The following is a 24,286-nucleotide window of genomic DNA, read 5'->3' on the forward strand; positions in this document are numbered from 1 at the left end:
ACAAATCCTTGTCTGTAGTGAATCCCGACTCTATTCGCACCGCCTTCACGCCAGCAAGTGCCAATCGGCCGGGTGGAAAGGGCCTTATCGCGAGCTGGCTGGATTGAAATTGTTGAAGGTGCGCTGGTCATTCAGAAGCGCCTTGCCCTTCTCTTCGATCCGGCGGCGCTCGGCCACGGTCAGGCAGCGGCTCTTGGGCATGTTGCTGCCGGTGCTGCGGGTGTGCTGGCAGATCTGCCGGCTGTCCTCGTGGGCGCGGGTGAGCAGGGTGTTGATCCGCTCCTGGTCATTGAAGACTTCGCCCTGCACCGGTGCCGGCAGCTCCTGCAGGCTCTGGTGGTCACCCATCCGCGCGGTGATGCGGGCCAACGCCTCCCGCACCTGGACGCGATCGTCGGCGGAGATTTCGCTGTAATCGCCATCGTCCAGGGCCTTTTCGACCCGGCGCACCTGTTCGGCCACCGGCGACTGCCGGTCCATCTGTACCACCGATTTTTCCGGCTTGGCCGCAGCGGCCCCGGCCAGACCCAGCAACAACGCGATCATCGTGATGCGGTACATCGCCAGCCTCCGATCCATCCAGGAACGATGGGCGCACTGTACGGCCGTCACGCGGCCTCCACAAGGGGCCTTCGGCAGGCATAAAAAAGACCCAGGCGGTGCCCCCGCCTGGGTCTGAAGTTGTATCCCGATACCGATCCTGCTGAGAGGCAGAGCTGCGGTTCGCTGAAGGCTACGCCCGCCCCGATTAAAGGCGTGTTAAAGCCGGCCTCATTTGCTCATGAGAATCACAACCAACTGAAATATCAAGGTTTTCTCAGCTTCTCGACGTGTTCGATGATCCGCGTGGCCACGTCCACTCCGCAGGCGGCCTCGATCCCTTCCAGCCCGGGCGTCGAATTGATTTCCAGCACCAGCGGCCCGCGTGCGGAGCGGATCAGGTCCACCCCGCACACCGACAGGCCCAGTGCCTTGGCCGAGCGCACCGCCACCTGCTGCTCGGCGCGGCTGGCCTTGGCCGCCACGGCGGTCCCCCCCGCATGCAGGTTGGAACGGAAGTCGCCTTCCGGCGCCTGCCGCTGCATCGAGGCCACCACCTGGTCGCCCACCACGAAGCAGCGCAGGTCGGCGCCCTTGGCCTCGCCAATGAACTCCTGCATCAGGAAGTTGGCGTACAGCCCACGCAGGGCCTCGACGATGCCGCGCGAGGCGCTGGCCTTCTCGGTGAGGATCACGCCACGGCCCTGGGTACCCTCGTTGAGCTTCACCACGTGCGGCGGCGGGCCGAGCATGGACAGCAGGTCGACGGTGTCGTCGGGGTTGTCACCGAACACGGTGACCGGCATGTCGATGCCCTTGGCCGCCAGCAGTTGGTGCGCGCGCAGCTTGTCGCGCGAACGCAGGATCGCATCGGACGGATTGGGGGTACGCGCGCCCATCAGCTCGAACTGGCGCAGCACGGCGGTGCCATAGCGGGTGATCGAGGCGCCGATGCGCGGGATGACCATGTCCACGCCGGTCATCGGCCGGCCCTTGTAGTGCATCGAGAAGCCATCGGCGGCGATGCGCATGTAGCAGCGCAGCGGGTCGAGGATGCGTACGGTGTGGCCGCGCGCGCGCGCCGCCTCGACCAGCCGGCGGGTGGAATACAGGGTGCTGTTGCGGGACAGGATGGCGAGCTTCATCGCAGCGGGATCGGACGGCAGGCGCGCAGCATAGCGCGGGCGTGTGGCGGGTGGATGATGCCGTGCGGCGTGGCTTGGCCGGCAGCAGCCGGCACACTGCGCGGACCTGTTCAGTGCGCATGGAGCGGCCGATGACGATCACCGTGTTTCCGCGATTTTCCGAAGTGGACGTGCTTGGCCACGTCACCAACACCGCCCTGCCCGTCTGGTTCGAGGAGGGTCGCCAGGAGATCTTCCGCCACTTCAGCCAGGAGGCCAGCATGCGTGACCTGACGCTGATCCTGCGCCGCTACGAGATCGACTTCCTGCAGCAGATCCAGGCCGGCCATGAGGTGCGCATCGAGACCCGCATCGAGGCCATCGGCCGCTCCTCGCTGTCGATCGTGCAGCAGGCGTTCCAGTTCGAGGCCCTGGTGGCCAGCGGGCGCTGCGTGATGGTGCATTTCGACTACACAGCCAACGCCTCACGCGCCATTGATGCGGAGCAGCGTCGGGCGTTGTCGGGGCTATTTACCGAGGAGTATGCGCAGCTGATGCAAGCGGAAGGCACATGAGTCATCCGGAAATCCGATCATCCGCACTCAGTACTGCCCGCAGCCCATTTCTTCAGCTTTTCCATCGCTTTCCCGGCCTGCATCCACGACGCATGCCGGAACCTCCTTGTTTGATTCGAAGCGGCCTAACCTGTGACTGACGGCCGCTGGTCCGCGCGGGGCAGGCGCAGCGAGAAGCGTCCATCGCAGACACGCACGGCCAGTCCGGTTTCCCGCCACTCCACCGGCAGTGCCAGTGCCGTGTGTGGCGTGGGGATGCGTGTGATCGCCTCGAACGTCCAGTGTTCCTCATAGGCTTCGCAGCGAAGCCTACCGTCATCACCGACCTCGATCACATCGATCCAGGCACCACTCCGGGCCTTGCCGCTGCCGCCCATCGCACGGCGGCCGATGGCCTGCCAACGCCCCTGCCAGTGGACGAGCCACACACCCTCGATGGGACGCAGATCCCCATCAAGTACGCTACCCGCCACCACCACGCATCGCCCTGACGGGCTGGCGATGACCGTCTCCAGATCGCAGGCGTGACGGTCACTGGCCTCGCCATCAAGGCAGAGGGCGTACGGGCAGACGCGGGTGAACAGGGTCGGATGCGCGGTCAGGCGCAGGTCGTCGGGAAGCAGCGGGATGGCCTGCAGAACCCGGCCATCAGGCAGGACATGTCGCAATGCCTGCGGCAACCCGGCGGCCAGTGCCGGGTGTTCCTGTTCCAGCCATAGACCCCGACAGGGGCGCAGCGTGGTCACTCGACTGGGAAGATCGCGCAGCCACATCGCGGCTTCTGCATCTCCGCCAAGCTGCCGGCGCTCGTGCAGTTCCTGCCAGAACAGGCTGGGAACAATCGTCAGCAGGTGCATCACCCTCTTGTCCGCTTCGTCGTAAACGATCACGGCCTCGCTGCGATCAATGTAGCCACTGGCTACGCGCAGCGCGCTTCCTGCCAGCGCCTGCCACTCACCGCTGGCATCGTGGCTGCCGCTGGTCGATACGCCTTCAACGATGGCGCCATCGCGCAGCATCTGGGTGCTGTAGGCAGGCCCGCCCATACCCAGCTCGCCCCAGTCCAGCAGCACATCGTGCGTGGGCGGCCAAATGGCAAAGGGCAGCGTCGCCCGCGAGCGCAGCTGTGCGCCGCCTACGGCATCGCCAACCAGATCGAAGCGCTGCAGCACGCCGCCCAGGGCAAGGCATGCGGCCAGGCCAACGACCACGCCCAAGGGCGACCACCAGGCCACGCAGATGGCCACCCAGGCCAGGAACGGCAGCCATTGGGTGTATCGGCGGAGGGTGATGCGATCAACAATCATGCGGGTGTGGTGGCTGCCACTTCGCACCAGAACGCTGATTCAAGCGCCCGGCACTCCAGGCATTCCGCCGAATCGATTCTCTTCCTCGCTTCCCGGAAGGAGCATGAGAGGAAAGAGAACGAACACACCCAACGGAATGAATGCGATCACCACGTACCAGCCGGACTCGTCGATATCGTGCAATCGCCGAACGGCCAGGGCCAGCATCGGCGGGAGGAGGACGATGACGGCAAACATCGCCACTGCCAGTCCTGCGCCCTGCAGATGCTGGGACATTTCCCCATCGTAGAGATCGGTACCGATCAGCCAGGAGCTGGCATTCATCAGAATGTAGCCCAACCCCGCCACGAACCCGGCAAGCAGGGAATACGACCAGAATTCTGTCCGGTTGGATCGCCCTGAAAAATCAAGGCATCGCCTGATGGGCATAAGTGCAGCGATCATTCTCGCTCCGGGCAGCGGACGATGGGGACCAAAAGTTAACGATCTTTTAGCATCCCCAAGCCGAGCACCGACTGAATCTTCCCGCGCGACACAGCCTGGGAGACAGCGGGCGTTGCAAGAGAGGATTTCCCGCGCAAACCCCGCACCAAGGCCAGTACGGACATGGCCACTCGGTTCACACATGCCTATGAGATGAGCGGTTCGGATATTGCCGAGCGTCAGCCTTGCGCTGACCGCTGGAGACATGGAGCGGGCGATGGGAATCGAACCCACGTCAGTAGCTTGGGAAGCTCGTATGCAATCCCAATATTTCAATGACTTACTATCGATTCCCGCTCCGCAATGTGGCTAGTGGAAGGTTGATTTTTACCGAGAGAAACGCGGCATCCATAGCGATTGCGGAGCGCTCGCGGTCGGCTCAGACACCGCGGTGCATCTGCTGCAGCCCTGCCCTCACCCACGCCTTGCGGGCGTCCTTCGGGCGAGGCTTGGTCTCCTTCGGCGGTCGGCGCGGTTCCAGCGCTTCCTTAATCCGCTCGATCTCCTTCGCTCCGGCCTCGGCCAAGCGCCGTGCCTGTTGCTGCTGCTCGCTGGTTGGCGGCAGCCCTGGCAGTGGCGGCGGCGGCTGGATGGGCGTCGTATCGGTCAGCCGGGCGACGGCCTCACGAAGGGGCAGATCGGGATACAGCCTAGCCGCGCACCAGCGCTCGCCGTAACGCTTTGCCTGCCGGACGTTGGCGGCCCGTACTTCCTTCACGTCCCAGAACTTCTTACCTTCCATCCATAGCCGGACCCCAGGACCGCCATCGGGCGTGACGCTGGCCGTCTCGCGGCCGCGTTGTACCAGAGCGCCCAGCGCTCACCGGTCTGGACCCAGCCAGAGGGAATTGGGGCGGTGCGGAAGCCATGGGAAGAACGCATGGCCGGAAGCATTCGACCGGCCGTCGCAGATCCTGCGAACGCGGCGGCGACCTGGCTGAATCGTTCGAGGAAGGAGTTGTTAAGAGCTGCATCGGCGATTTGACGAAATCGTCAATTCGCCCGAATTGCAGGGTCGAGCCTGACTCGACTCTGTGCCGGCGCGGCGCTGCTCAAGTGCCCCGTGCTGAGCTGCCTGCGGCCCCGGATCCAGCAAGGCCAGGATGCCAGCGAATGCTCGGCGACCTTCAGATCCATGCACTACGCTCAATACATTCCGCACTGATGCCTTCGCCAATTTCAGCAAAGAGTTGTGCCCAGCAAGAGAGTACAAGTCGGAAGGCCGGTCAGTTCACGTTTCATTCAACTTGCGACCAGCCTATGACTCCAGGAAGGAATCGACATGCGCTTCAAACTTGTACAGGTAATTCTCGGAATTTCGCTATCCACTAGTGCGCTCTCTGCCCACGCAATCCAGTCAATCACTTGTGATGACTGCACTATCACAAAACGTCAAACGCAGTCGCGAGCCAAGGGCAACGGAGACTATTACTTCTGGGATTTCAAGAATCGACGCGTGTACCACATGAACGTGTCGGGCGGCGGTGATGTCCCTCTTCGTGTAGCGGCTGCTCCAAGTCGCACTAAGGTGGGAGAAATCATGCTGACCGGCGATGAACAGGCAATGGTCAACGCTGGCTTCCAACTTTACGATATGAATGGCGGATCGCCGACAGTTCAGGTCGAGCTTCCCGTTTATGACCGACCAGTTGCATTCAATTCATCGGGTATTGCTATCGCGGCTTCTTCAGCGCAGCTGTCGGCGGTCGCCAACGAGCCAGGGACGTCTCCCATGAACGCCATGGACGCGGTGACAACGCCAGCCTTGCGAGAGGAGGCGATTGCAAAGACTTTGTCTTACAACAACCTCGGCCCGTTCACTTTCGTAAGGGAAACTCTGCGCGTAGTCATCTCAGGCTTCTCCCAGGCAGTCAACATCACGAAGCTTCCGACACCATTTAGCATCGTAAACAAGATCCCCTTCCCCGACGGATCTTTCATTACGGTCAGATATACCTACCAAGATCATGACTACAGGTACATACCAGGATCTGGCCGAGACGCCGCAGGTAACGTTATTCCTGACACTCAGAAGGACGTGGTAAGTCCGGATCAAGGCTACCAAGCGTACGTCTATCCCACCAGCGCCTTTGCGATGGGAGCGGGTGATGACATGCTCAAGCATCTCACCAATTTGGGCGTCCGATGGATCGGCTCCAACTCCCCCCCCGTGAATGTTGGCTTCAGGATCGGCTGCTCATACACACCGACAGGTGCACAATGCCAAGCAAATTACCTAACCCCGTAGAAGGCGGAACAGAGAGCCACATCCACGGTAATGGCATCCTTTTCCGAGCATTTCTGATTCTGACGGTTAGTGCCGGCATGTGGATGATGGCCGGATTATTGATCGGCAGGGGGGCTCAGGGCGCTCTGGTTTGGCCCTATATTATTCCGTCTCTCGTTGGCATCGCGCTCATCGTTGCCTATCGAGCGAGAGTGCGCAATGCAACTTGGTTCACCAACAAGCCGAGAACGCTGTTCTTACTCACCCTGTCTTGGATTGCCTGCGCAATTGGGATCTTCCTGTCAGTGGTTCCGTCCTGACTTGTCGGCCCCGCCGCTTCCACTGCGGCGGGGCCCTACGTGCGCATAACAGAGCCAGAATATTAGAAGGCGAGCGCCTGCATCCCAGGGCCTAGCTGCAGCTCCGCCTTCTCCGGCCAGTCGAAGGTCTCCGGCTGCGGCAGCAGCACACGCACCTGATCCCACGTCTCGATCCCTGCCGGCGGCGCCAGCACCAGCTGCTCCAACTGCTGGTTCACGGCATCGCGCCAAGCCACCATCGCACGCGCCTCCAGCCGATACCGGCTCACGCTACTGTTGTAGTAGCTGGCGCACGATTCGATGCTGTCATAGCCACGGGCCACGGCCTCGCCACGCATCCATGCAAACGCTTGGTCACGGATGGCCCGGAAGTGCTCCGGCGAGTACGGCGTGTAGGCCGGACCGATTGGCATGGCCGTGTTGCCCTCTTTCAACCACAGCTGGTACTGGTCCCACAACCAGGTGCCCTCGGCGATCCACGATTGGCGTTCGGGGCAGTAGACGACGGTCGGATCTGAAGTCAGTTGGTACATGTTCAAATCTCCGCATCCGCAAAACAGTAGCTCGCAACGGCCGAAGTGGCGCGACCGTCCATGCTGAACCATGTGGTGGAGCCACGCACATTCAATGTCGCCGGAGCGATCGATCTGAGATCGAAGTCGCCATTGATAATCGCGTTGTCTCCGATCATCCGGGCACCGAGAGCATCAACCCGCAGGTCCAGGGCGGCAGCGCCGAACTGCTGGCGTTGCGTACGCCCTGGGTGGTGGTGGACACGAGCTGGCGGAGCAGCTGGTTCTGCTCGGCCAGCAGAGCGTTGCTCTGCTGTACGGCGGCGGTGGTTTGCGTCTGGGCGTCGTTGTTCACGACCAGGTCGAACACGGCCCGGCTGAAGTTGTCCGGCAGCGCCTCGATGGCATCCGCCAGCGCCCCCATGCTGGTGCCGTCCTGCTGGTTGAGGTCGCCGACCTTCATGCCGTCGATCAGGCCCGTCACCTGGCCATAGAGGCTGTTGTAGTCCTGGCCGCTGGCGTAGAGGTTCCGACCAAAGCCCAGCGCTGCCTGTGCGGCTGCCTGCGCGGCGCTGGTGTCCCCGCCGGACACCGCCCGCTCCAGTTCCTTCATCGCCTCGCCCAGCTTCTCCTGGTCCGTCAGCGGCGAAAGATCGCTGATCGACAGGCCGTACTGCATGGCCTTCTTGTCCTTGTCGATCTGCGCCTGCAGCTTGCCCATGTTGGTGGCACGTAGCGCCTCGATCTTGGCCAGGTCCTCCGCGCGGGCGCCGGACAAGCCAAGCGCCTTGGCGCAGTCGTTGGCCGACTTCACCTGCTGGCGATACGTGCGCTCGATCGATAACGCCTGCGACTGGTACTGCGTCAGGTTGGCCGTCATCAGCTGCGTGCTCACGTCGGCCATGAGGTTGGCGTAGCTTCCCAGCAGACCGGTCACCTTCTGCACCTGCGTGGCCAGATCCGTGCCAGCCACACCGGCCAGGTCCTGGAAGTAGTCCACCGCCTTGCTGACCTTGTCGACCTCCAGCCCGTTGAGGGCTCGCCCCAGCTCGTCGGCATTGCGCACGGCCAACGCGATGGACGCACTGAGCGCGGTGAACACGTCCGCCGACTCGAAGTAGCCGTCGAGCTGGCCACCGAAAGGCATCACCGATCTACCCAATCCATGCGAGGGTATTCGGCGCAACAAGGAAGCCGGCCGCGACGTGTACGTGGACGATGACGCTTTCAGGGCCGTCTATTCACACGCCGACGCAGCTCTGCGCGACGCCATGGACTTGGCGTATCTGACCGGCCAGCGCGTCGGCGACGTGTGGTCCATGGACGTGCGCCAGGTCACAGCGCGCGGCCTCATCATCCAGCAGTCGAAGACCAGCAACCGAGTCACCATGGAGATCACAGGCGAGCTGGCTGCGCGGCTCGAACGCATTGCAAAGCGTAAGGGGGAGAAGTGCCCGAACGGGCGAGAGAAGGTCTACAGCACGCGGCTGATCGTAGACGACGACGGCCTAGCCCTGGGGCGCGCGGCCCTGCGCTACCGGTTCGACAAGGCACGGGAGACAGCGGGTATTGCAAAGGGGGAGTTCCAGTTCCGAGATCTCCGCGCCAAGGCGGGTACGGACAAGGCCGATTCGGCAAAGGACATTCGCGAGGCGCAGCACCAACTGGGGCATTCATCGGTCACCACGACCGAGATCTACGTGCGAATAAAGAGGTGGTCCAAGGCCACTCCGACGCGGTGAATTGCGGAGCAGTCTGGATATTGCGGAGCGCCTGAGATGGCGCGAACCGTTGGGAGACATGGAGCGGGCGATGGGAATCGAACCCACGTCAGTAGCTTGGGAAGCTACAGCTCTACCATTGAGCTACGCCCGCATTGCGGGTGAAAGTCTATGCGGAGCGGCCGGTATTGCGCAATGGTGGCCTCTGCATCAGCGACGGGGTCAGAACCCTTTCCTTGCGGAAAGGGATCCGACCCCGCTCTGGATCAGAAGCTGCCGCTGACGGTGGCGAAGATCGAGGCATCACGGGCGCGCTTCTGCGCAGCCGTGGTGCTCAGGCCAACGTTGCCCTGCAGGCCGAACAGGTCCATACGCGCACCCAGCACGGCGGTGGCGTAGTTCTTGTCGAAGTCCAGGCCCGGCACGCGGTAGCTGCCCAGCTCCGGCAGCGTCTGCAGCCAGGCGCTGGCCTGCTTGGTGTCCTCGAACTCGTGGTCGTAGGTCACCTGCACGTACGGCTTGACGGTGCCGCCATCGAAGCGGGCCTGCCAGCCGATACGACCGACGGTGGAGTCGACGTTCTGGCGGTCGTAACCCAGGGCGGTGGCCAGCGTGCCCGCAGCGGCGCTTTCGCTGTAACCGTCGATCTTGACCTTCTGCCAGATCACCGCAGCGACCGGACCATGACGGAAGCCACCTTCGGTGCCGAACTCGTAACCGGCGTTCAGTGCGGCGGTCAGGTTGCTGCCATCCGGGGAACCACCGTGTTCGCGGGTGGCCGGGCCCAGCTGGACCTTGCGGTTCACGTCATACGACAACCAGGTGTAGCTGACCTGGCCGTTGACCCAGACGCGGTCGCCGTACCATGCCGCGAACAGGCCGGCGGTGGTGTCCTTCTGGGTGAAGTCACCACGGCTGTTGCCGAAGTCGGCATTCAGGCGGCCGAAACCGGCGAAGCCGCCGACCACCACGCCGTTGCGTGCCCAGTCGATACCGAACAGGCCGGCCGGAGCGAGGCCGTCATACAGGTCTGCGTGGTCATAGCGCTGCAGGTCGCCACGCACGCCACCCCACCACGACAGGCCATCGGCCGGACGGGCACCGAGGTGATTGCTGACCTGATCGGCACGCGAGCGGCCAACCGTCTGTGCCGAGTGGCTCAGCACCTGCTGCAGGCGCGGCGCTTCCAGCACCGAAACCGCGTACTGGCCCAGCAGCTGGTGACCAGTAACGGTGGGATGCACGCCATCGGCGAACAGATAGGTCTGGTACGCATCCGGGCTGACATAGGTCGTCGGGTTGCAGCCGATGATGCTGCCCGTGGTGTTGGCCGGGTCGATCTTGCAGGCGGTGCCGGTGACATTGGTGAACCCGTACATGCCCGGGTTCGCGGTCACTTCGCGCAGGATGCTGAAGGTGTCGAGCGGAATGAACTCGATGCCGGCCTGCTTCAGGCCGCCATACAGGGCCTTGTTGTAGCCGACCGACATGGCGGTGGCAGCCGCCGCGTTGGGGCCGCGGAACTGCGGGGTGATGCCCACGTCCGGCAGGTTCGGCACCAGCACGTACTGGGCGCCAGCCTGCTTGAGGGCGCCGACCAGCGCGATCTGATCGGTGACCGCTGCGCCGATGATGCCCTGCACCTGGGCCGGCGGCGCGCCCGCACCAGCAGCGCCGGCGGCGGCGAACAGGTCGTTGGCGCCACCCCATACGGTGTACAGGGCATTGCGGTCGGCCTTGCCGCCGTTCGCGGCCAGGTAGCGGGCCGCCTGCGACTTCAGCGACGGAATCGGGCCGAGGCCACCGCTGCCTTCAACCGACACGCGGGCACCGCCGACGGCGTAGTTGTCGCCGTTCTGGCCGTTGCCGTTGGGGTCCTTGTTGAGGCCATAGTAGTTGGCCACCTGCTGCGACCACACCCAGCCCGGGTTGGTGGTGAACTGGCCGGAGAGCCCCTGGGTGGCCCGCGGCAGCAACGGGCGGAAGTAACCGGCGTCGGTCAGGCTGTCACCGAAGAACACGGCCTTCGAGTACGGGTTTTCGCCTGCCATGGCCGGAAGCGCGGCCAGCGCGATCGCAGCCGCCATCAGGGAGCGGATCGGGTGTTTGCTGAGCTGCATGTAGAAACTCCTGTGGGGAAGATAGGTAGGAATCCGGCGCACGTACGCCGGCGCACGGTGAATGGTTTCACCGCACCGCCTTTTGCTCACGCTGCGCCGCCGCATGGATTGTCGCCTGAACGCCTGACAGTGCGCTGTGCCAGCGTTGGCGCCCGGAGGAAGTTGCAAGCATTCCGATCCTGGCAGGCCATCAGCGACAATGGACGGATGAACATCCAGCTCAATGGCGAACCGCGTACCCTGCCCGCTTCGGCGACCCTTCACGACCTGCTCGAGGCCGAGCAGCTGCTGCAGCGCCGGGTGGCGGTGGAGGTCAACGGCGAGATTGTCAGCCGCAGCCGCCATGGCGAACATGCGCTGGCCGAAGGCGACGTAGTGGAGATCGTGCACGCGCTGGGCGGCGGTTGAAGCGACCGCGCTGCGCGCTCGCCGGGCATGGCCCGGCGCTACCACGCGCGCACCTCCTCGGTAGCGCCGGGCCGTGCCCGGCGGTGCAATCACGTGACCCCATCTTCAGGCGGATAAGCGATAATCGCGCCATGAACGTTCAAGTCTCCCCCGATTCGCTGGTGATCGCCGGCAAGACCTATGGCTCGCGGCTGCTGACCGGCACCGGCAAGTTCAAGGATCTGGAAGAAACCCGCCTGGCCACCGAGGCTGCAGGCGCCCAGATCGTCACCGTGGCCATCCGCCGCACCAACATCGGGCAGAACCCGGGCGAGCCGAACCTGCTGGACGTGCTGCCGCCGGATCGCTACACCATCCTGCCCAACACCGCCGGCTGCTACACCGCCGAGGATGCAGTGCGCACCTGCCGCCTGGCCCGCGAGCTGCTGGACGGCCACAACCTGACCAAGCTGGAAGTGCTGGGCGACCAGAAGTCGCTGTACCCGGACGTGGTACAGACCCTCAAGGCCGCCGAACAGCTGGTCAAGGACGGTTTCGAGGTGATGGTCTACACCTCCGACGACCCGATCCTGGCCAAGCGCCTGGAAGAGATCGGCTGCGCTGCGGTGATGCCGCTGGCCGCGCCGATCGGTTCGGGCCTGGGCATCCAGAACAAGTACAACCTGCTGCAGATCATCGAAGACGCCAAGGTGCCGATCATCGTCGACGCCGGCGTCGGCACCGCCTCGGATGCGGCGATCGCGATGGAGCTGGGCTGTGATGGCGTGCTGATGAACACCGCCATTGCCGGTGCGCGCCACCCGGTGCTGATGGCCAGCGCCATGCGCAAGGCGGTCGAGGCCGGGCGCGAGGCGTTCTTGGCCGGGCGCATTCCGCGCAAGCGCTACGCCAGTGCGTCGTCCCCGATCGATGGGTTGATCGGCTGATGACCAATCCTTTCGACAGTGCCGGTTCCAAGGCCCCGCCCAAGCCCTTCACCGTCAGTGAAGGCCGCCGCGAAGTGCGCAGCTTCGTGCTGCGCCAGGGCCGCTTCACCCCCGCCCAGCAGCGCGCGTTCGACGAACGCTGGCCACGCTTCGGCATCGACTACAACGGCCAGCCGCGTGACCTGGACGCGACCTTCGGCCGCCCCGCGCACAAAGTGCTGGAGATCGGTTTCGGCAATGGCGCGGCCATGCGCTTTGCCGCCCAACACGATCCGTCGCGCGACTACATCGGCATCGAAGTGCACGCCCCCGGCGTGGGCCGCCTGCTGAACGCGCTGGCCGACGACAACGCCGATCACGTGCGCCTGTACCACCACGATGCGGTGGAAGTGCTGCAGAACGAGATCGCCGATGGCGCGCTGGATGAAGTGCGCATCTACTTCCCGGATCCGTGGCACAAGAAGCGCCACAACAAGCGCCGCCTGCTGCAGCCGGCGTTCGCCGAACTGATCGTGCGCAAGCTGCGCCCGGGCGGCCGCCTGCACTGCGCCACCGACTGGGAAGACTACGCCGAGCAGATGTGGGACGTGCTCGACGCCACCGCCGGCCTGGTCAACCGCGCCGGCCCGCGTGGCAGCGTGCCTCGCCCCGACTGGCGGCCGCAGACCCACTTCGAGACCCGCGGCCAGAAGCTCGGCCATGGCGTCTGGGACCTGTTGTACGACCGCACCTGATGATCGCCTGAGGACGCTGCGCCCCACATGGATACCGCGCTGACGCTGACCACTGACATGAAGCTCGTGCTCGGGCTGGTCGGCTTCACGATGGCGATGTTCCTGTTCGAGCGCATCCGCGCCGACGTGGTTGCGCTGGTGGTGCTGGTGGTACTGGGCGTGACCGGCCTGATCGCGCCAGAGGAGATCTTCGGCGGTTTCTCCGGTAACGCGGTGATGAGCATCATCGCCACCACCATCCTCGGCGCCGGCTTGGACCGCACCGGGGCGCTGAACCGGCTGGCCGCCTGGCTGCTGCGCCGTGGCCATGGCGTCGAGCAACGGCTGCTGATGATGACCACGGCCATCGCCGGCCTGAACTCGTCCTTCATGCAGAACCCGTCCGTGATGGCGCTGTACCTGCCGGTGGCCTCGCGGCTGGCGGCGCGCACGGGCCTGACCATGCAGCGGCTGCTGCTGCCGATTTCGGCGGCGATCGTGATGGGTGGCGCGCTGACCATGGTCGGCAACTCGCCACTGATCCTGCTGAACGATCTGCTGGCCTCGGCCAACAACAACCTGCCCTCGGGCCTGGCCACCATCGAACCACTGCGCATGTTCGCGCCGCTGCCGATCGGCGTGGCGCTGCTGATCGCTTCGCTGCTGTACTTCCGCTACTACGGCGACCGCAAGCTGGTGGAAGAGGAAAGCCTGGTCAACGACGGGGTCACTCCGGCGCGCACCGAAAGCTACTTCGCCAAGACCTACGGCATCGAAGGCGATGTGTTCGAGCTGGTGGTCAGTGCCGAAAGCCCGCTGGTCGGCATGACCCTGGGCGAGGCCGAGAACCTGCACGATGCACCGCTGCTGCTGGCGCTGAAAACCGGCAACGACACCCGCCTGGCGCCGCCGGCGGAAATGCGCATCTGGGTGGGCAGCGTGCTCGGCGCGATGGGCCCGCGCGAGCAGATCAACGACTTCGCGCAGAACCAGTTCCTGCGCATGTCTTCGCGGCTGAAGCATCTCGGCGACCTGTTCAACCCGAGCCGCGCCGGTATTTCCGAGGCGGTGGTGCCGCCAACCTCGAACGTGATCGGCAAGAGCGCGGCCGACCTGCGCCTGCGCAAGGAGCGCGGCATCAGCCTGCTGGCGATCAACCGCGACAAGCAGGTGATCCGCGAGGACGTGCGCGACGTGCAGCTGCGCGCCGGCGACATGCTGGTCTTCCACAGCATCTGGACCGACCTGGCACAGGCGGCCAGGAGCCGCGACTTCGTGGTGGTGACCGACTACCCGACAGGCGAGCAGCGACCGCACAAGTTCAAGATCGCGATGGCGATCTTCGCCTTGACCATCCTGATCGCGCTGACCAGCAAGCTGCCGGTGGCACTGACCCTGATGACCGGCGTAGCCGGCATGCTGCTGACCGGCGTGCTGCGCATGGACGAGGCCTACGCCTCGATCAACTGGAAAACGGTGTTCATGATGGCCGGGCTGATCCCGCTCGGCTGGGCGATGGATTCCAGTGGCGCGGCGGCGTGGGTGGCCGGCCATACCATCGACAAGCTGCCCACTGGCATCCCGGTATGGGTGCTGGAAGTGGCGTTGGCACTGCTGACCACGGCGTTCTCGCTGGTGATCAGCCATGTAGGCGCGACCATCGTGATGGTGCCCATTGCGGTGAACCTGGCACTGGCGGCGGGCGGCAATCCGACGGCGTTCGCGCTGATCGTGGCGCTGTCGGCGTCCAACAATCTGATGACGGCGTCGAACCCGGTGATTTCGATGATCACCGGCCCGGCCAACTACACCCCACGCGAGATGTGGCGGGTCGGCGGACCGTTGTCGCTGATCTACACCTGCGTGGTGGTGCTGATGATCAACCTGATGTTCTGAGGTTGGGGTTTGTTGGCAGGGCTGCGCCCTGCACCTGCAGAGGCAACGGCAACGGCCGAAGCAACAGCAACAGCGGGCTATCCGTGGGATGGCGGGGTGGGTCCGGTTGCGGGGGACGCTGCAAGTACGTCCCTGTAAGCTCGGTCGCCGCATCCATGCGGCTCACGCCCCCGCAACCGGACCCACCCCGCCTTCGACAGATTTCTGCGATCTGTCGGAACGGCGTCGTGCACCGCTGGCGTCGTGCACCGCTTTGGTAGGTGTCGACCTTGGTCGACACAGTAGATCCACGCCATGCGTGGATGCTCGTGGATGCCTTTGTAGAGTCGAGCCATGCTCGACTGCTTCTGGCCTGATGGGGTCAGAGCCGCTTTCCTGCGGAAAACGGATCCGACCTCTGGCCTGGACTCAGGCCAGATAAACCTGCCCGTCGCGCACGTCCACCGGCACCGCACGCAGGCGGTCGCCCTTGCAGGGACCGGCGATGCAGTCGCCGCTGTCCAGCGCGAACGAGGCGCCGTGGGCGGCGCACACCAAGTGGCCTTCGCGGCTCTTCAGGAACTGGCCCGGCGCCCAGTCCAAGCGGCGGCCGGCATGCGGGCAGATGTTCAGGAATGCCCGCACCTGCGCACCGTCGCGGTACAACACCAGCGACTCGGCATCGCCATCGACCACCGCCTCGACCTCGGCAAACGCGCCATCGGCAATGGCATCAAGGGCGATCAGGGCAGCAGCGGCAGTCATGGCGAAGGCTCGGACAGTAAACGCGCATTGTCGCACGCCCACTCAGGTGACTGGCTGCAACATGAACACAAGTCATTGATTCGTAATAAGCACAGGCTATATTTAACGAGTTTTTCACTCAATGACAGTGGCACCTCCCGATACTCTGGTTTCGCTGATCCCAGCCTATCGAGCCGCCATGTTCAATCGCGCATCCGCCTTCAACCAGTTCCGCACCCTGTTCGCGCCGCGCAAGCCGCGTCACCCGCTGGTGCGCGTTGCCGTGGGCCTGCTCGGCCTGGCGATCCTGGCCGCGATGGTGTTCATCGGCGTGTTCGTCGGTGCGGCGATGATCCTGGTCGGCCTGGCTTGGAAGCTGCTGGCTTCGCGCAAGCCGGGCACTGCCCGTCCGCTCGACCCGAACGTGGTCGAGGGCGAGTTCCGCGTGGTGCGCAAGCCGGTGCTGCCGGCCTCGCGTTGATCCACGCCCTACGCGCCCGCTGACGGCGGGCGCCATGCGTTCTAGACTGCGGGCACGCCCTTCCTGGATGCCCGCATGTCCGATGTCTCCGATGTGATCCCTGCCGTAGCCCTGCCGCGTGTGCCGGTGGTGGGTGGTGGCAGCTTCCCCGTGCACCGTATCTACTGCGTCGGCCGCAATTTCGCCGACCATGCCCGCGAAATGGGCGCAGCGGTGCCGGCGGCCGACGACCGCGGCCGTCCGATGTTCTTCAGCAAGCCGGCCGATGCGATCGTGGTCGGACACGACGATGCCATCCCCTATCCCCCGGCAACCGCCAACCTGCACCACGAAGTGGAGCTGGTGGTGGCGATCGGCCGTGATGCGCCAGCCGGCGAACTGGCCGTGGCCGATGCCGACGCGCTGGTCTACGGCTATGCGGTGGGACTGGATCTGACCCGTCGCGACCTGCAGGCCGCCGCCAAGGACAAGGGCCATCCGTGGGATGCGGCCAAGGGCTTCGATGCCTCGGCGCCGATCAGCGAGATCGTGCATGCCGCTGAAGTGGGCGACCTGGCAGCGCTCAACCTGTCGCTGGAGGTCAATGGCGAGGTGCGCCAGCAGGCCCTGCTCGACCAGATGATCTGGAACGTGCCGGAGATCCTGCATGAGCTGTCCAAGCTGTGGCAGCTGCGTGCCGGCGACCTGGTGTTCATGGGTACCCCGTCCGGGGTGGCCGCGCTGAAGCCCGGCGACCGCTTCAGTGCCCGATTGGAAAACGTGGCCGAGCGCCACGGCGTGATCGCCGGCTGACATCACCTGCGCTACCCTGCGCGCTGTCCACTTCCCCCACCGGAGAAAAACAACAATGGGAATGCTCACCGAGTTCAAGGAATTCGCGATGCGCGGCAACGTCATCGACCTCGCCGTCGGCGTGGTGATCGGCGCGGCCTTCGGCAAGATCGTGACCGCGCTGGTCGAGAAGATCATCATGCCGCCGCTGGGCATGCTGATCGGCAAGGTGGATTTCTCGCAGTTGGCGTGGACGTTGTCACCGGCCAGCATCGGTGCCGACGGCAAGGAAATCCCGGCCGTGGTGATCGGCTACGGCGACTTCATCAATACGCTGATCCAGTTCGTGATCGTAGCCTTCGCCATCTTCCTGGTGATCAAGGTGATCAACCGCCTGTCGCGCAAGCAGGAAGCCGCCCCGGCCGCCCCGGCCGAGGAAGTGGTGCTGCTGCGCGAGATCCGCGACAGCCTGAAGAAATAAGGTGGTAGCGCCGGGCCATGCCCGGCGGGACGCCATCTTGCCGCTGCGCTCGCCGGGCATGGCCCGGCGCTACCGCAGAAGCCTGTGAAAGCCCCGCCCCGGCGGGGCTTTCGCTTTGCCGGACGTGGCGGAAAACAGCGTTCGCGGCAGCCATGACCTCCCGCCCATGCGCCGGGCTGAACGACTGTTAAGCTCCAAGGCTTGGTCCCTTCCCGGAGCTGTCCATGCGTCGCCGCGTCCTTGCCATCGCATCCTCCCTCGCCCTGCTGGCCGCCCCGGCCTTCGCGGCGCCGCACACCACCACCCTGCCCCCGGCGTCGCTGTCCACCGCTGCGCAGCTGCGCGACCAGGCGCTGGCTGACGACACCGGCTGGAAGGTGGTTGAATCGCTCACCACCGAAATCGGCCCGCGCATCGCCGGCAGCGAAGCCGACGCCCGCGCCGTGGCCTGGGCCGAAGCCAAGTTCAAGTCGCTCGGCTTCGACAAGGTCTGGAAGGAACCGGTGACGTTCCCGAAGTGGGAGCGCCGCAGTGAACACGCCGCGGTGACCGGCAAGAACCCGCAGCCGCTGCAGATCACGGCGCTGGGCGGCAGCCCGGGCGGCACCGTTGAAGCCGAAGTGGTCCGCTTCGCCGACCTGGCCGCACTGCAGGCCGCACCGGCCGGTTCGCTGAAGGGCAAGATCGCGTTCGTTGATTACCAGATGCTGCCGTTCCGCGATGGCCGCGACTACGGCCGTGGCGGCGCGATCCGCAGCAAGGGCCCTTCCGAAGCAATCCGCAAGGGCGCGGTCGGTTTCCTGATGCGCTCGGCCGGTACTGACTCGCACCGCGTGCCGCACACCGGCATCACCCGCTTCGACGACGGCCTGACCCCGGTGCCGTCTGCAGCACTGTCGGTGCCCGACGCCGATCAGCTGGCCCGCCTGCTGGCCCGCGGCGCGACAACGGTGAAGGTCGCGCTGGACTGCGGTTGGGACGGCACCGCCACCTCGTACAACGTGATCGGCGAGATCACTGGCCGCAGCCTGCCCAAGGAAGTGGTGGTGATCGGTGGTCACCTGGATTCCTGGGACCTGGGCACCGGCGCAGTGGATGACGGTGCCGGCGTGGGCATCACCATGGCCGCTGGCCATCTGATCGGCCAGCTCAAGCAGGCGCCGAAGCGCACCATCCGCGTGATCGCCTTCGCCAACGAAGAACAGGGCCTGTATGGCGGCAAGGCTTACGCCGAGGCGCATGCCAAGGATGTGGCCCTGCACCAGCTGGCCGCCGAGAGCGACTTCGGTGCCGGCCGCATCTACGCCTTCAACACCGGTTCGCCGAACCCGGAAGGCTCGCGCGAAGCGACGAAACAGATTGCCGAAGTGATGAAGCCGCTGGGCATCGAGTACCAGGCCGACAAGGGTGGTCCGGGCCCGGACGTCGGCCCGTTGGCCGCCAAGGGCGGCGCGTGGGCATGGCTGGCGCAGGACGGCTCGGACTACTTCCACCTGCACCACACCGCCGACGACACGCTGGACAAGATCGACCCGAAGGCGCTGGCGCAGAACGTGGCCGCGTACACCGTGTTCGCGTATCTGGCCGCGGAAGCCGATGGCAGTTTCGGCAGCGAAGCCAAGGCGACCACGCCGCCGAACGAATGATGCGCCAGCGCCGGGCCATGCCTGGCGAGCGCAGCGGGAAGATCGGTGCGAACCAAGGTTCGCACCCACCGGGTAATGGCGCACCCACCGGGCGATGGTGTGGGTCAGAGCCCTCGCCGTGGCGAGGGATCTGACCCGATCCTGTCAGCCCTCCCACACGCTGGTGTTGCGCACACCCAGCAGCTTCGGATTGAACAGCGGATCCTTGCCCGCCTGGCGATGCTGTTCGTAGTCGCGCAGCGCCGCCAGCGCCGGCTTCTGCAGCAGCAGGATGGCGATGATGTTCAACCAGCTCATCAGGCCGACGCCGATGTCGCCCAGCGACCACGCGATCGTCGCACTGTTCACCGCCGAGTAGCCGGTCGCGGCCAGGAACAGCAGCTGGAACCCGCCCATCACCCACGGCGCGGGACGATCACGGCACAGGTAGCTGATATTGGTCTCGGCCATGTAGTACAGCGCCAGAATGGTGGTGAACGCGAACGGCAGGATCGCCAGCGCCACGAACGAACGGCCGAAGCCAGGCAGCGCGGACTCCACCGCGTGCTGCACGAAGCGCGGCCCGGCCTCGACGCCAGGCAGATTGCCCAGCAGCAGGCGCGCCTCATCCGGAATGCCGTTCACTGCCGGGTCGTAGACGTTGTACAGGCCCGTGGACAGGATCAGGAACGCGGTAGCACTGCACACCACCATCGTGTCGATGTAGACCGAGAATGACTGCACCAGGCCCTGCTTGACCGGATGCGAGACCTCGGCGGCGGCGGCTGGATGCGCACCGCTGCCCATGCCGGCCTCGTTGGACAGCACACCACGGCGCACGCCCCACTGGATGGCGGTGCCGATCATTGCACCGAACGCTGCATCCACACCGAATGCGCTGCGCAGCACCAGCATGATCACCTCCGGCACTTTCTCTGCATTGAGCACCATCACCAGCGCGGCCACCAGCAGATACGCCACCGCCATCAACGGCACCACCCATTCGGCCACCCGTGCGATGCGGCGCACGCCGCCGATCAGGATCGCCCCCAGCACCACCAGCAGCACCGCCGTGGTGGTCATCACCGGCACGTCCCAGGCTTCGTTCACCGCGCTGGTGATCGCATTGGACTGGGTACCGGCCAGCATCGCACCGGCCAGCACGGTGACCAGCGCAAACAGCACTGCATACCAGCGCTGGCCCAGGCCTTTTTCGATGTAGTACGCGGGGCCACCGCGGTACTGGCCCTTGGCATCGCGGTCCTTGTAGATCTGTGCCAGCGTGGATTCGATGAAGGCGCTGGAGGCGCCGAGGAAGGCGACGATCCACATCCAGAAGATCGCGCCCGGGCCACCAAAGGCGATGGCCATGGCGACGCCGGCGATGTTGCCGACGCCGACGCGGCTGGACAACGACAGCGACAGGGCCTGGAACGGTGACACACCGGCTTCGGAGCGCTCGTGCCGGAACATCAGGCGCAGCATCTCCGGCAGCGCGCGCAACTGGATGAAGCGGGTACGCACGCTGAAGTACAGGCCGGCGAGCAGGCACAGCACCACCAGGTACGGGCTCCAGACGATGCCGAGGATGGTGTTGACGATGGATTCGATGTTCATCACCTGCCCCTCAGAAGAACATGCCCAGGGCGACCTGGGGGCTGATGATGCGGCCGGTGTTGCGCCCGGCCACGGTGAATTCGACGCCGGCGATCAGGCCCAGCGACGGGCTGAAGTGATACTCCACTGCCGGCGCCAGGCTGACGTTGCGGCTGGCCGGACGGTGCTCTTCAATCCGTTCGATCGCACCACTGCCGTTGCGTGCGAAGCCGCTCAGGCGCTGGCCGGTCTCGCGGCTGGCGGCCATTTCCATCACGCCCACCCAGCGCGAATTGAAGCTGTACTCGGCGCCTACCGACAGGCCCAGTACCGAGCCGCGCGAAATGTGCCCCTGGAAGCTGTCATCGGTGCCGTACACGCTGGTGCCGGAAATGGCGGTGCGCGACGGTGCCGGCCCGGCGCTGAGCTGGGCGCGCCAGCGCACGGGGCGGTCATTGCCCAGCCACACCACCTGCTGCACGCCCAGCGCCGCGGTGGTGCGCTGTACGCCGTCGCCCTGTGCATCCAGCGGATTGCCGGTGATGCGATCGTGGCTGCCGGTGCTGAAACGCTGCACCAGCGCGACCGAGATGGCCGGACGGGTGCCATCGGCATTCGGCGCCTGCAGCAGGTACTGCAGGCGTGCGGTGGTGTCACCGGCGCGGAAGCCGCTGCTGCGCGCACTGCCGGATTCGGAGCGCGAGGCGCTGAGATTGACCTGGCCCATCACCCGGTCACTGAAGCCATAGATGATCGGCACCACCGTGGCCCAGGCGCCACTGTGCTCGGCACTGCGGCGACGATCACCGTTGTTGTCGTAGTGGTCGCGGCTGTCGACCCGCACCAGATAGGGCTCGATGTACCAGTTGCCCTGCGGCAGGCCGGCGGGATTGGGAGTGATCAGCGGTCCGGTGAAATTGACGCCATCGAGACTGCGTTCCGCGGCCTGTAGCGATGGTGCGGCAAGCGCAGCGAGTGCCAGCACCAGGCAAGTGTGACGTGTGCGGCGTTGGATTCGATGCATGGAACCACTCCTGTACGACGTTGGAAGGAACTCCACCGTGCGGCGCGGGAAACGGCCCAGCAATGAGACAAATACTAAAATCGCTTGCGTACCCATCAAGCGTGTTTGAAGCAACGTAAGCTGACGCAGATGACCCAGTTTGCTGCGCGTGCATCGTTTGCGGCCTTGCGCCGCGCAAAAGAAAACCCGGCCGCGAGGGCCGGGTCAGGAGATCAACACAGCATCAGCACGACAGGATCAGCCGTGGCGGCGGCTCGCCCACTGCGCCAGCAACACGGCCGTGGCCGAGGCCACGTTCAGGCTCTCCACCGCGCCGCTGCCGGGAATCGAGACCTGCAGGTCGCATTCGCTGGCAAGGCTGCGGTCCATGCCTTCGCCTTCGGCACCCATCACGTAGGCCAGTCGTGCCGGCAGCGATGCGCGGAACACGTCCTCACCGCCCTCGACCAGTGTCGCGGCCAGCCCGAAACCGGCCGCTCGCAGCTGTGCCATGGCCTGTGCGTTGTCCGGCAACTGCACCAGCGGTACCGATTCGGCGCCACCTTCGGCCACGCGCGCAGCGGCACCAGACAGCGCCAGCGTGCTGCCGGCCGGCAGCAGCAGCGCCTTGACACCGAAGTGCGCGGCCGAGCGCAGGATTGCGCCGAAGTTGTGGGGATTGCCGACACCGTCCAGCCACAACGCCAGCGCCGGGCCTTCGCCCAGATCCTCCAGCCACTGCGCCAGCGGTACGACGGGCGCACGCAGCACGTCGGCCACCAGGCCTTCGTGATGGGTGGTGGCAGCCAGCTTGTTGAGGTCGCCCTCCTCCACCACGCGGTAGCCGACGCGGTTGGCCACGCACCACTTCAGCACCGGCTGCATGCGCGGAATCAGCGATTCCACCAGGTACAGCTTGCGCAGTGCCTGCGGGCGCTTGTCGAACAGGGCCTGCACGGCGTTCCAGCCGTACAGGCGCAGTTCGTCGTTGCCACGCCCCGGCGGTGGCGGGGTGCCGCCCTCACGCGGCGGCAGCGGGGTGGCCCGCGGCGGTCGCGACGACGGACGGCGGGCATTCTTCCAGGGATCATTCACTACGGGACAACTCCAGCTTGCGTTGACGCCAGAAATCGGCGTTCTTGATGCCCAGGGCATCGGGGTCGAAAATCGGATCCAGGCCCAGCTTCTTCTGCCGCTCGTAATCGCGCAGGGCCAGCATGGCCGGCTTCTGGATGATGAGGATGGCGATGATGTTCAGCCAGGCCATCAGGCCCACGCCGATGTCACCCAGCGCCCAGGCCAGGGTCGCATTATGGAACGCGCCGAACACCACCATGGCGATGATGCCCAGGCGCAGGCACAGCACGGTCAGCGGGCGCTTCTTGTTGTGGTTGACGTAGGTCAGGTTGGTTTCGGCCATGTAGTAATAGGCCATGATCGTGGTGAAGGCGAAGAAGAAGATCGCGATCGACACGAACGCCGAGCCCCAGCCCGGCAGCACGGCTTCAACACCGGCCTGCGCATAGCCCGCGCCTTCCGGAATACCGGCCAGGCCCTGGAAGATCGGCGCGGCACCCGGCACCGGCGAGTACACGTTGTAGGTGCCGCTGGCCAGGATCAGGAAGGCGGTGGCGGTGCACACCATCATGGTGTCGAAGTAGATGGCGAACGCCTGCACGTAGCCCTGCTTGGCCGGGTGCGAGACCTCGGATGCGGCGGCCGCGTGCGGGCCCGAGCCCTGGCCGGCCTCGTTGGCGTAGATGCCGCGCTTGATGCCCCACTCCACCGCCAGGCCCATCATCGCGCCGAATGCCGCATGGGTACCGAAAGCGCTCTTGAAGATGATGCCGAACATTTCCGGCACGCGGTCGTAGTTGATGATCATGATGACGATGGCGGTCAGGATGAACGCCGCCGCCATGAACGGCACCACCACTTCGGCGAAGTTGGCGATGCGCTTGACGCCGCCGAAGATCACCACGCCCAGCAGCAGGCCCACCACCAGTCCGATACCCAGCTTCAACGCCTGCGCCGATTCCATGCCAAAGACCTGACCATCAAGCGGGCCGCACAGCGCGGTGCCACGGCAGGCGTTGATGACGCTGTCGGCGATGGCATTGGCCTGCACGCCCGGCATCAGGAAACCGGCGGCGATGATCGTGGCGATGGCGAAGGCCATGGCATACCACTTCAGGCCCATCGCTTTTTCAATGTAGTAGGCCGGGCCACCGCGGTAGCGGCCTTCGGCGTCCTTGGTCTTGTAGATCTGCGCCAGGGTGCATTCCACGTACGAGGTGGACGCACCGAGGAAGCCCATCACCCACATCCAGAAGATGGCACCGGGGCCGCCGAAGGCGATGGCCGTGGCCACGCCGGCGATGTTGCCGATGCCCATGCGCCCGGCCATCGACATGGCCAGCGCCTGGAAGGAAGACACGCCGGCGTCGGACTTCTCACCTTTGACGGTAAGGCGGCACATCTCGACGAAGCCGCGGATCTGCATGAAGCGGGTGCGCAGGCTGAAGAACAGGCCGGCGGCCAGGCACATGAAGATCAGCGCCTTGCTCCAGATGATGCTGTTGATGAAATGTACGGTAGCTTCCACGCGCGCTCTCTCCAGTCGGCGGGTTGTGAGGACGTCCCGTCGGCTGGAAGGGACCGGTCGATTCTCCCTGATCGAAGGCCGCTGCGGTAGCGGCAGAAGGAATCCGCCGGGCATGGCCCGGCGCTACCG

At 65.2% G+C, this 24,286-nt stretch carries 25 protein-coding genes and 1 tRNA gene; 11 read left to right on the top strand and 15 right to left on the bottom strand.

What is annotated here, in order from left to right:
- Positions 1-84: 84 nt before the first annotated feature.
- Together AC3ITW_RS17395 and rimK are read right to left on the bottom strand one after the other, a co-directional pair.
- Positions 85-561, bottom strand: coding sequence for a hypothetical protein (locus AC3ITW_RS17395; RefSeq protein ID WP_006387229.1), 477 nt, complete (start codon positions 559-561; stop codon positions 85-87).
- A gap of 245 nt (positions 562-806) precedes the next feature.
- A complete protein-coding gene (gene rimK / locus AC3ITW_RS17400) occupies positions 807-1,685 on the bottom strand; it encodes a 30S ribosomal protein S6--L-glutamate ligase (protein WP_012511943.1) in 879 nt (292 codons plus the stop codon).
- Positions 1,686-1,816: 131 nt separating this feature from the next.
- Here rimK and AC3ITW_RS17405 point away from each other — a divergent pair, with 131 nt between their 5' ends.
- Positions 1,817-2,239, top strand: coding sequence for an acyl-CoA thioesterase (locus AC3ITW_RS17405; protein ID WP_012511944.1), 423 nt, complete (start codon positions 1,817-1,819; stop codon positions 2,237-2,239).
- Between the two features lie 125 nt (positions 2,240-2,364).
- On the opposite strand, the gene AC3ITW_RS17410 is transcribed toward AC3ITW_RS17405, so the two are convergent.
- The 3 genes from AC3ITW_RS17410 to AC3ITW_RS17420 all read right to left on the bottom strand — a co-directional run bounded on the left by AC3ITW_RS17410 (position 2,365) and on the right by AC3ITW_RS17420 (position 4,771).
- Complete coding sequence (locus AC3ITW_RS17410; RefSeq protein ID WP_489389783.1) at positions 2,365-3,546, bottom strand: hypothetical protein; 1,182 nt, start codon at positions 3,544-3,546, stop codon at positions 2,365-2,367.
- A 39-nt stretch (positions 3,547-3,585) separates the two neighbouring features.
- Positions 3,586-3,990 carry a DUF805 domain-containing protein gene (locus AC3ITW_RS17415; protein WP_006387338.1) on the bottom strand — a complete coding sequence of 135 codons (405 nt, stop codon included), beginning with the start codon at positions 3,988-3,990 and terminating at the stop codon, positions 3,586-3,588.
- Positions 3,991-4,408: 418 nt separating this feature from the next.
- Positions 4,409-4,771 carry a hypothetical protein gene (locus AC3ITW_RS17420; RefSeq protein WP_489389784.1) on the bottom strand — a complete coding sequence of 121 codons (363 nt, stop codon included), beginning with the start codon at positions 4,769-4,771 and terminating at the stop codon, positions 4,409-4,411.
- Positions 4,772-5,311: 540 nt separating this feature from the next.
- Here AC3ITW_RS17420 and AC3ITW_RS17425 point away from each other — a divergent pair.
- Positions 5,312-6,277 carry a hypothetical protein gene (locus AC3ITW_RS17425; protein ID WP_141651039.1) on the top strand — a complete coding sequence of 322 codons (966 nt, stop codon included), beginning with the start codon at positions 5,312-5,314 and terminating at the stop codon, positions 6,275-6,277.
- A 361-nt stretch (positions 6,278-6,638) separates the two neighbouring features.
- Here the strand turns inward: AC3ITW_RS17425 and AC3ITW_RS17430 are convergent, their stop codons facing one another.
- The 3 genes from AC3ITW_RS17430 to AC3ITW_RS17440 are packed head-to-tail and all read right to left on the bottom strand — an operon-like array spanning position 6,639 to position 8,238.
- Positions 6,639-7,109, bottom strand: a complete 471-nt coding sequence (locus tag AC3ITW_RS17430; RefSeq protein ID WP_448123367.1) for a hypothetical protein — start codon at positions 7,107-7,109, stop codon at positions 6,639-6,641.
- Positions 7,110-7,111: 2 nt separating this feature from the next.
- Positions 7,112-7,267: a hypothetical protein gene (locus tag AC3ITW_RS17435; protein ID WP_154354809.1), complete on the bottom strand. Its 156-nt coding sequence runs from the start codon at positions 7,265-7,267 to the stop codon at positions 7,112-7,114.
- Entirely contained in the window at positions 7,264-8,238 is a 975-nt protein-coding gene (locus AC3ITW_RS17440; protein ID WP_489389785.1) for a hypothetical protein, read from the bottom strand. Before AC3ITW_RS17440 ends, AC3ITW_RS17435 begins: the two co-directional genes overlap by 4 nt.
- Before the next feature lie 55 nt (positions 8,239-8,293).
- Here AC3ITW_RS17440 and AC3ITW_RS17445 point away from each other — a divergent pair, with 55 nt between their 5' ends.
- Entirely contained in the window at positions 8,294-8,830 is a 537-nt protein-coding gene (locus AC3ITW_RS17445; protein ID WP_489389786.1) for a tyrosine-type recombinase/integrase, read from the top strand.
- A 59-nt stretch (positions 8,831-8,889) separates the two neighbouring features.
- Here AC3ITW_RS17445 and AC3ITW_RS17450 read toward each other — a convergent pair.
- Positions 8,890-8,963 (bottom strand) — tRNA-Gly (locus AC3ITW_RS17450).
- A 112-nt stretch (positions 8,964-9,075) separates the two neighbouring features.
- Positions 9,076-10,929: an autotransporter outer membrane beta-barrel domain-containing protein gene (locus AC3ITW_RS17455; RefSeq protein ID WP_489389787.1), complete on the bottom strand. Its 1,854-nt coding sequence runs from the start codon at positions 10,927-10,929 to the stop codon at positions 9,076-9,078.
- A 207-nt stretch (positions 10,930-11,136) separates the two neighbouring features.
- Here AC3ITW_RS17455 and thiS point away from each other — a divergent pair, with 207 nt between their 5' ends.
- The 4 genes from thiS to AC3ITW_RS17475 all read left to right on the top strand — a co-directional run bounded on the left by thiS (position 11,137) and on the right by AC3ITW_RS17475 (position 14,872).
- The gene (gene thiS, locus AC3ITW_RS17460; RefSeq protein WP_046985464.1) at positions 11,137-11,337 is read left to right on the top strand and encodes a sulfur carrier protein ThiS; all 201 of its coding nucleotides are present in this window, start codon (positions 11,137-11,139) and stop codon (positions 11,335-11,337) included.
- A 131-nt stretch (positions 11,338-11,468) separates the two neighbouring features.
- Complete coding sequence (locus AC3ITW_RS17465; RefSeq protein ID WP_100435157.1) at positions 11,469-12,263, top strand: thiazole synthase; 795 nt, start codon at positions 11,469-11,471, stop codon at positions 12,261-12,263.
- Complete coding sequence (gene trmB, locus AC3ITW_RS17470; RefSeq protein ID WP_006387461.1) at positions 12,263-12,997, top strand: tRNA (guanosine(46)-N7)-methyltransferase TrmB; 735 nt, start codon at positions 12,263-12,265, stop codon at positions 12,995-12,997. The genes AC3ITW_RS17465 and trmB overlap by 1 nt, the downstream gene beginning before the upstream one ends.
- A 27-nt stretch (positions 12,998-13,024) precedes the next feature.
- On the top strand, positions 13,025-14,872 hold the full coding sequence (locus tag AC3ITW_RS17475; RefSeq protein WP_006387463.1) for an SLC13 family permease: 1,848 nt from the start codon (positions 13,025-13,027) through the stop codon (positions 14,870-14,872).
- A 408-nt stretch (positions 14,873-15,280) separates the two neighbouring features.
- Here the strand turns inward: AC3ITW_RS17475 and AC3ITW_RS17480 are convergent, their stop codons facing one another.
- Positions 15,281-15,616: a Rieske (2Fe-2S) protein gene (locus AC3ITW_RS17480; protein WP_012511947.1), complete on the bottom strand. Its 336-nt coding sequence runs from the start codon at positions 15,614-15,616 to the stop codon at positions 15,281-15,283.
- Between the two features lie 178 nt (positions 15,617-15,794).
- Between AC3ITW_RS17480 and AC3ITW_RS17485 the strand changes: the two genes are divergently transcribed.
- The 4 genes from AC3ITW_RS17485 to AC3ITW_RS17500 all read left to right on the top strand — a co-directional run bounded on the left by AC3ITW_RS17485 (position 15,795) and on the right by AC3ITW_RS17500 (position 18,974).
- Entirely contained in the window at positions 15,795-16,076 is a 282-nt protein-coding gene (locus AC3ITW_RS17485) for a hypothetical protein (protein WP_046985468.1), read from the top strand.
- A 75-nt stretch (positions 16,077-16,151) separates the two neighbouring features.
- A complete protein-coding gene (locus tag AC3ITW_RS17490; RefSeq protein WP_006387611.1) occupies positions 16,152-16,868 on the top strand; it encodes a fumarylacetoacetate hydrolase family protein in 717 nt (238 codons plus the stop codon).
- A 55-nt stretch (positions 16,869-16,923) separates the two neighbouring features.
- Complete coding sequence (mscL, locus tag AC3ITW_RS17495) at positions 16,924-17,328, top strand: large-conductance mechanosensitive channel protein MscL (RefSeq protein WP_006387613.1); 405 nt, start codon at positions 16,924-16,926, stop codon at positions 17,326-17,328.
- Between the two features lie 224 nt (positions 17,329-17,552).
- Positions 17,553-18,974 (top strand): M28 family peptidase, encoded by a 1,422-nt coding sequence (locus AC3ITW_RS17500; protein WP_006388317.1) that lies wholly within the window; start codon positions 17,553-17,555, stop codon positions 18,972-18,974.
- 144 nt (positions 18,975-19,118) lie between these two features.
- Here AC3ITW_RS17500 and AC3ITW_RS17505 read toward each other — a convergent pair whose 3' ends face one another.
- The 4 genes from AC3ITW_RS17505 to AC3ITW_RS17520 form a co-directional block, all read right to left on the bottom strand.
- Positions 19,119-20,570, bottom strand: coding sequence for an alanine/glycine:cation symporter family protein (locus tag AC3ITW_RS17505; RefSeq protein ID WP_006388325.1), 1,452 nt, complete (start codon positions 20,568-20,570; stop codon positions 19,119-19,121).
- A gap of 10 nt (positions 20,571-20,580) precedes the next feature.
- Complete coding sequence (locus AC3ITW_RS17510) at positions 20,581-21,573, bottom strand: hypothetical protein (protein WP_012511950.1); 993 nt, start codon at positions 21,571-21,573, stop codon at positions 20,581-20,583.
- Positions 21,574-21,810: 237 nt separating this feature from the next.
- Positions 21,811-22,647 carry a TrmH family RNA methyltransferase gene (locus AC3ITW_RS17515; protein ID WP_489389788.1) on the bottom strand — a complete coding sequence of 279 codons (837 nt, stop codon included), beginning with the start codon at positions 22,645-22,647 and terminating at the stop codon, positions 21,811-21,813.
- Positions 22,640-24,157 (bottom strand): alanine/glycine:cation symporter family protein, encoded by a 1,518-nt coding sequence (locus AC3ITW_RS17520; RefSeq protein ID WP_012511951.1) that lies wholly within the window; start codon positions 24,155-24,157, stop codon positions 22,640-22,642. Before AC3ITW_RS17520 ends, AC3ITW_RS17515 begins: the two co-directional genes overlap by 8 nt.
- Positions 24,158-24,286 lie beyond the last annotated feature (129 nt).

The organism is Stenotrophomonas sp. KH_052 (assembly GCF_057838755.1).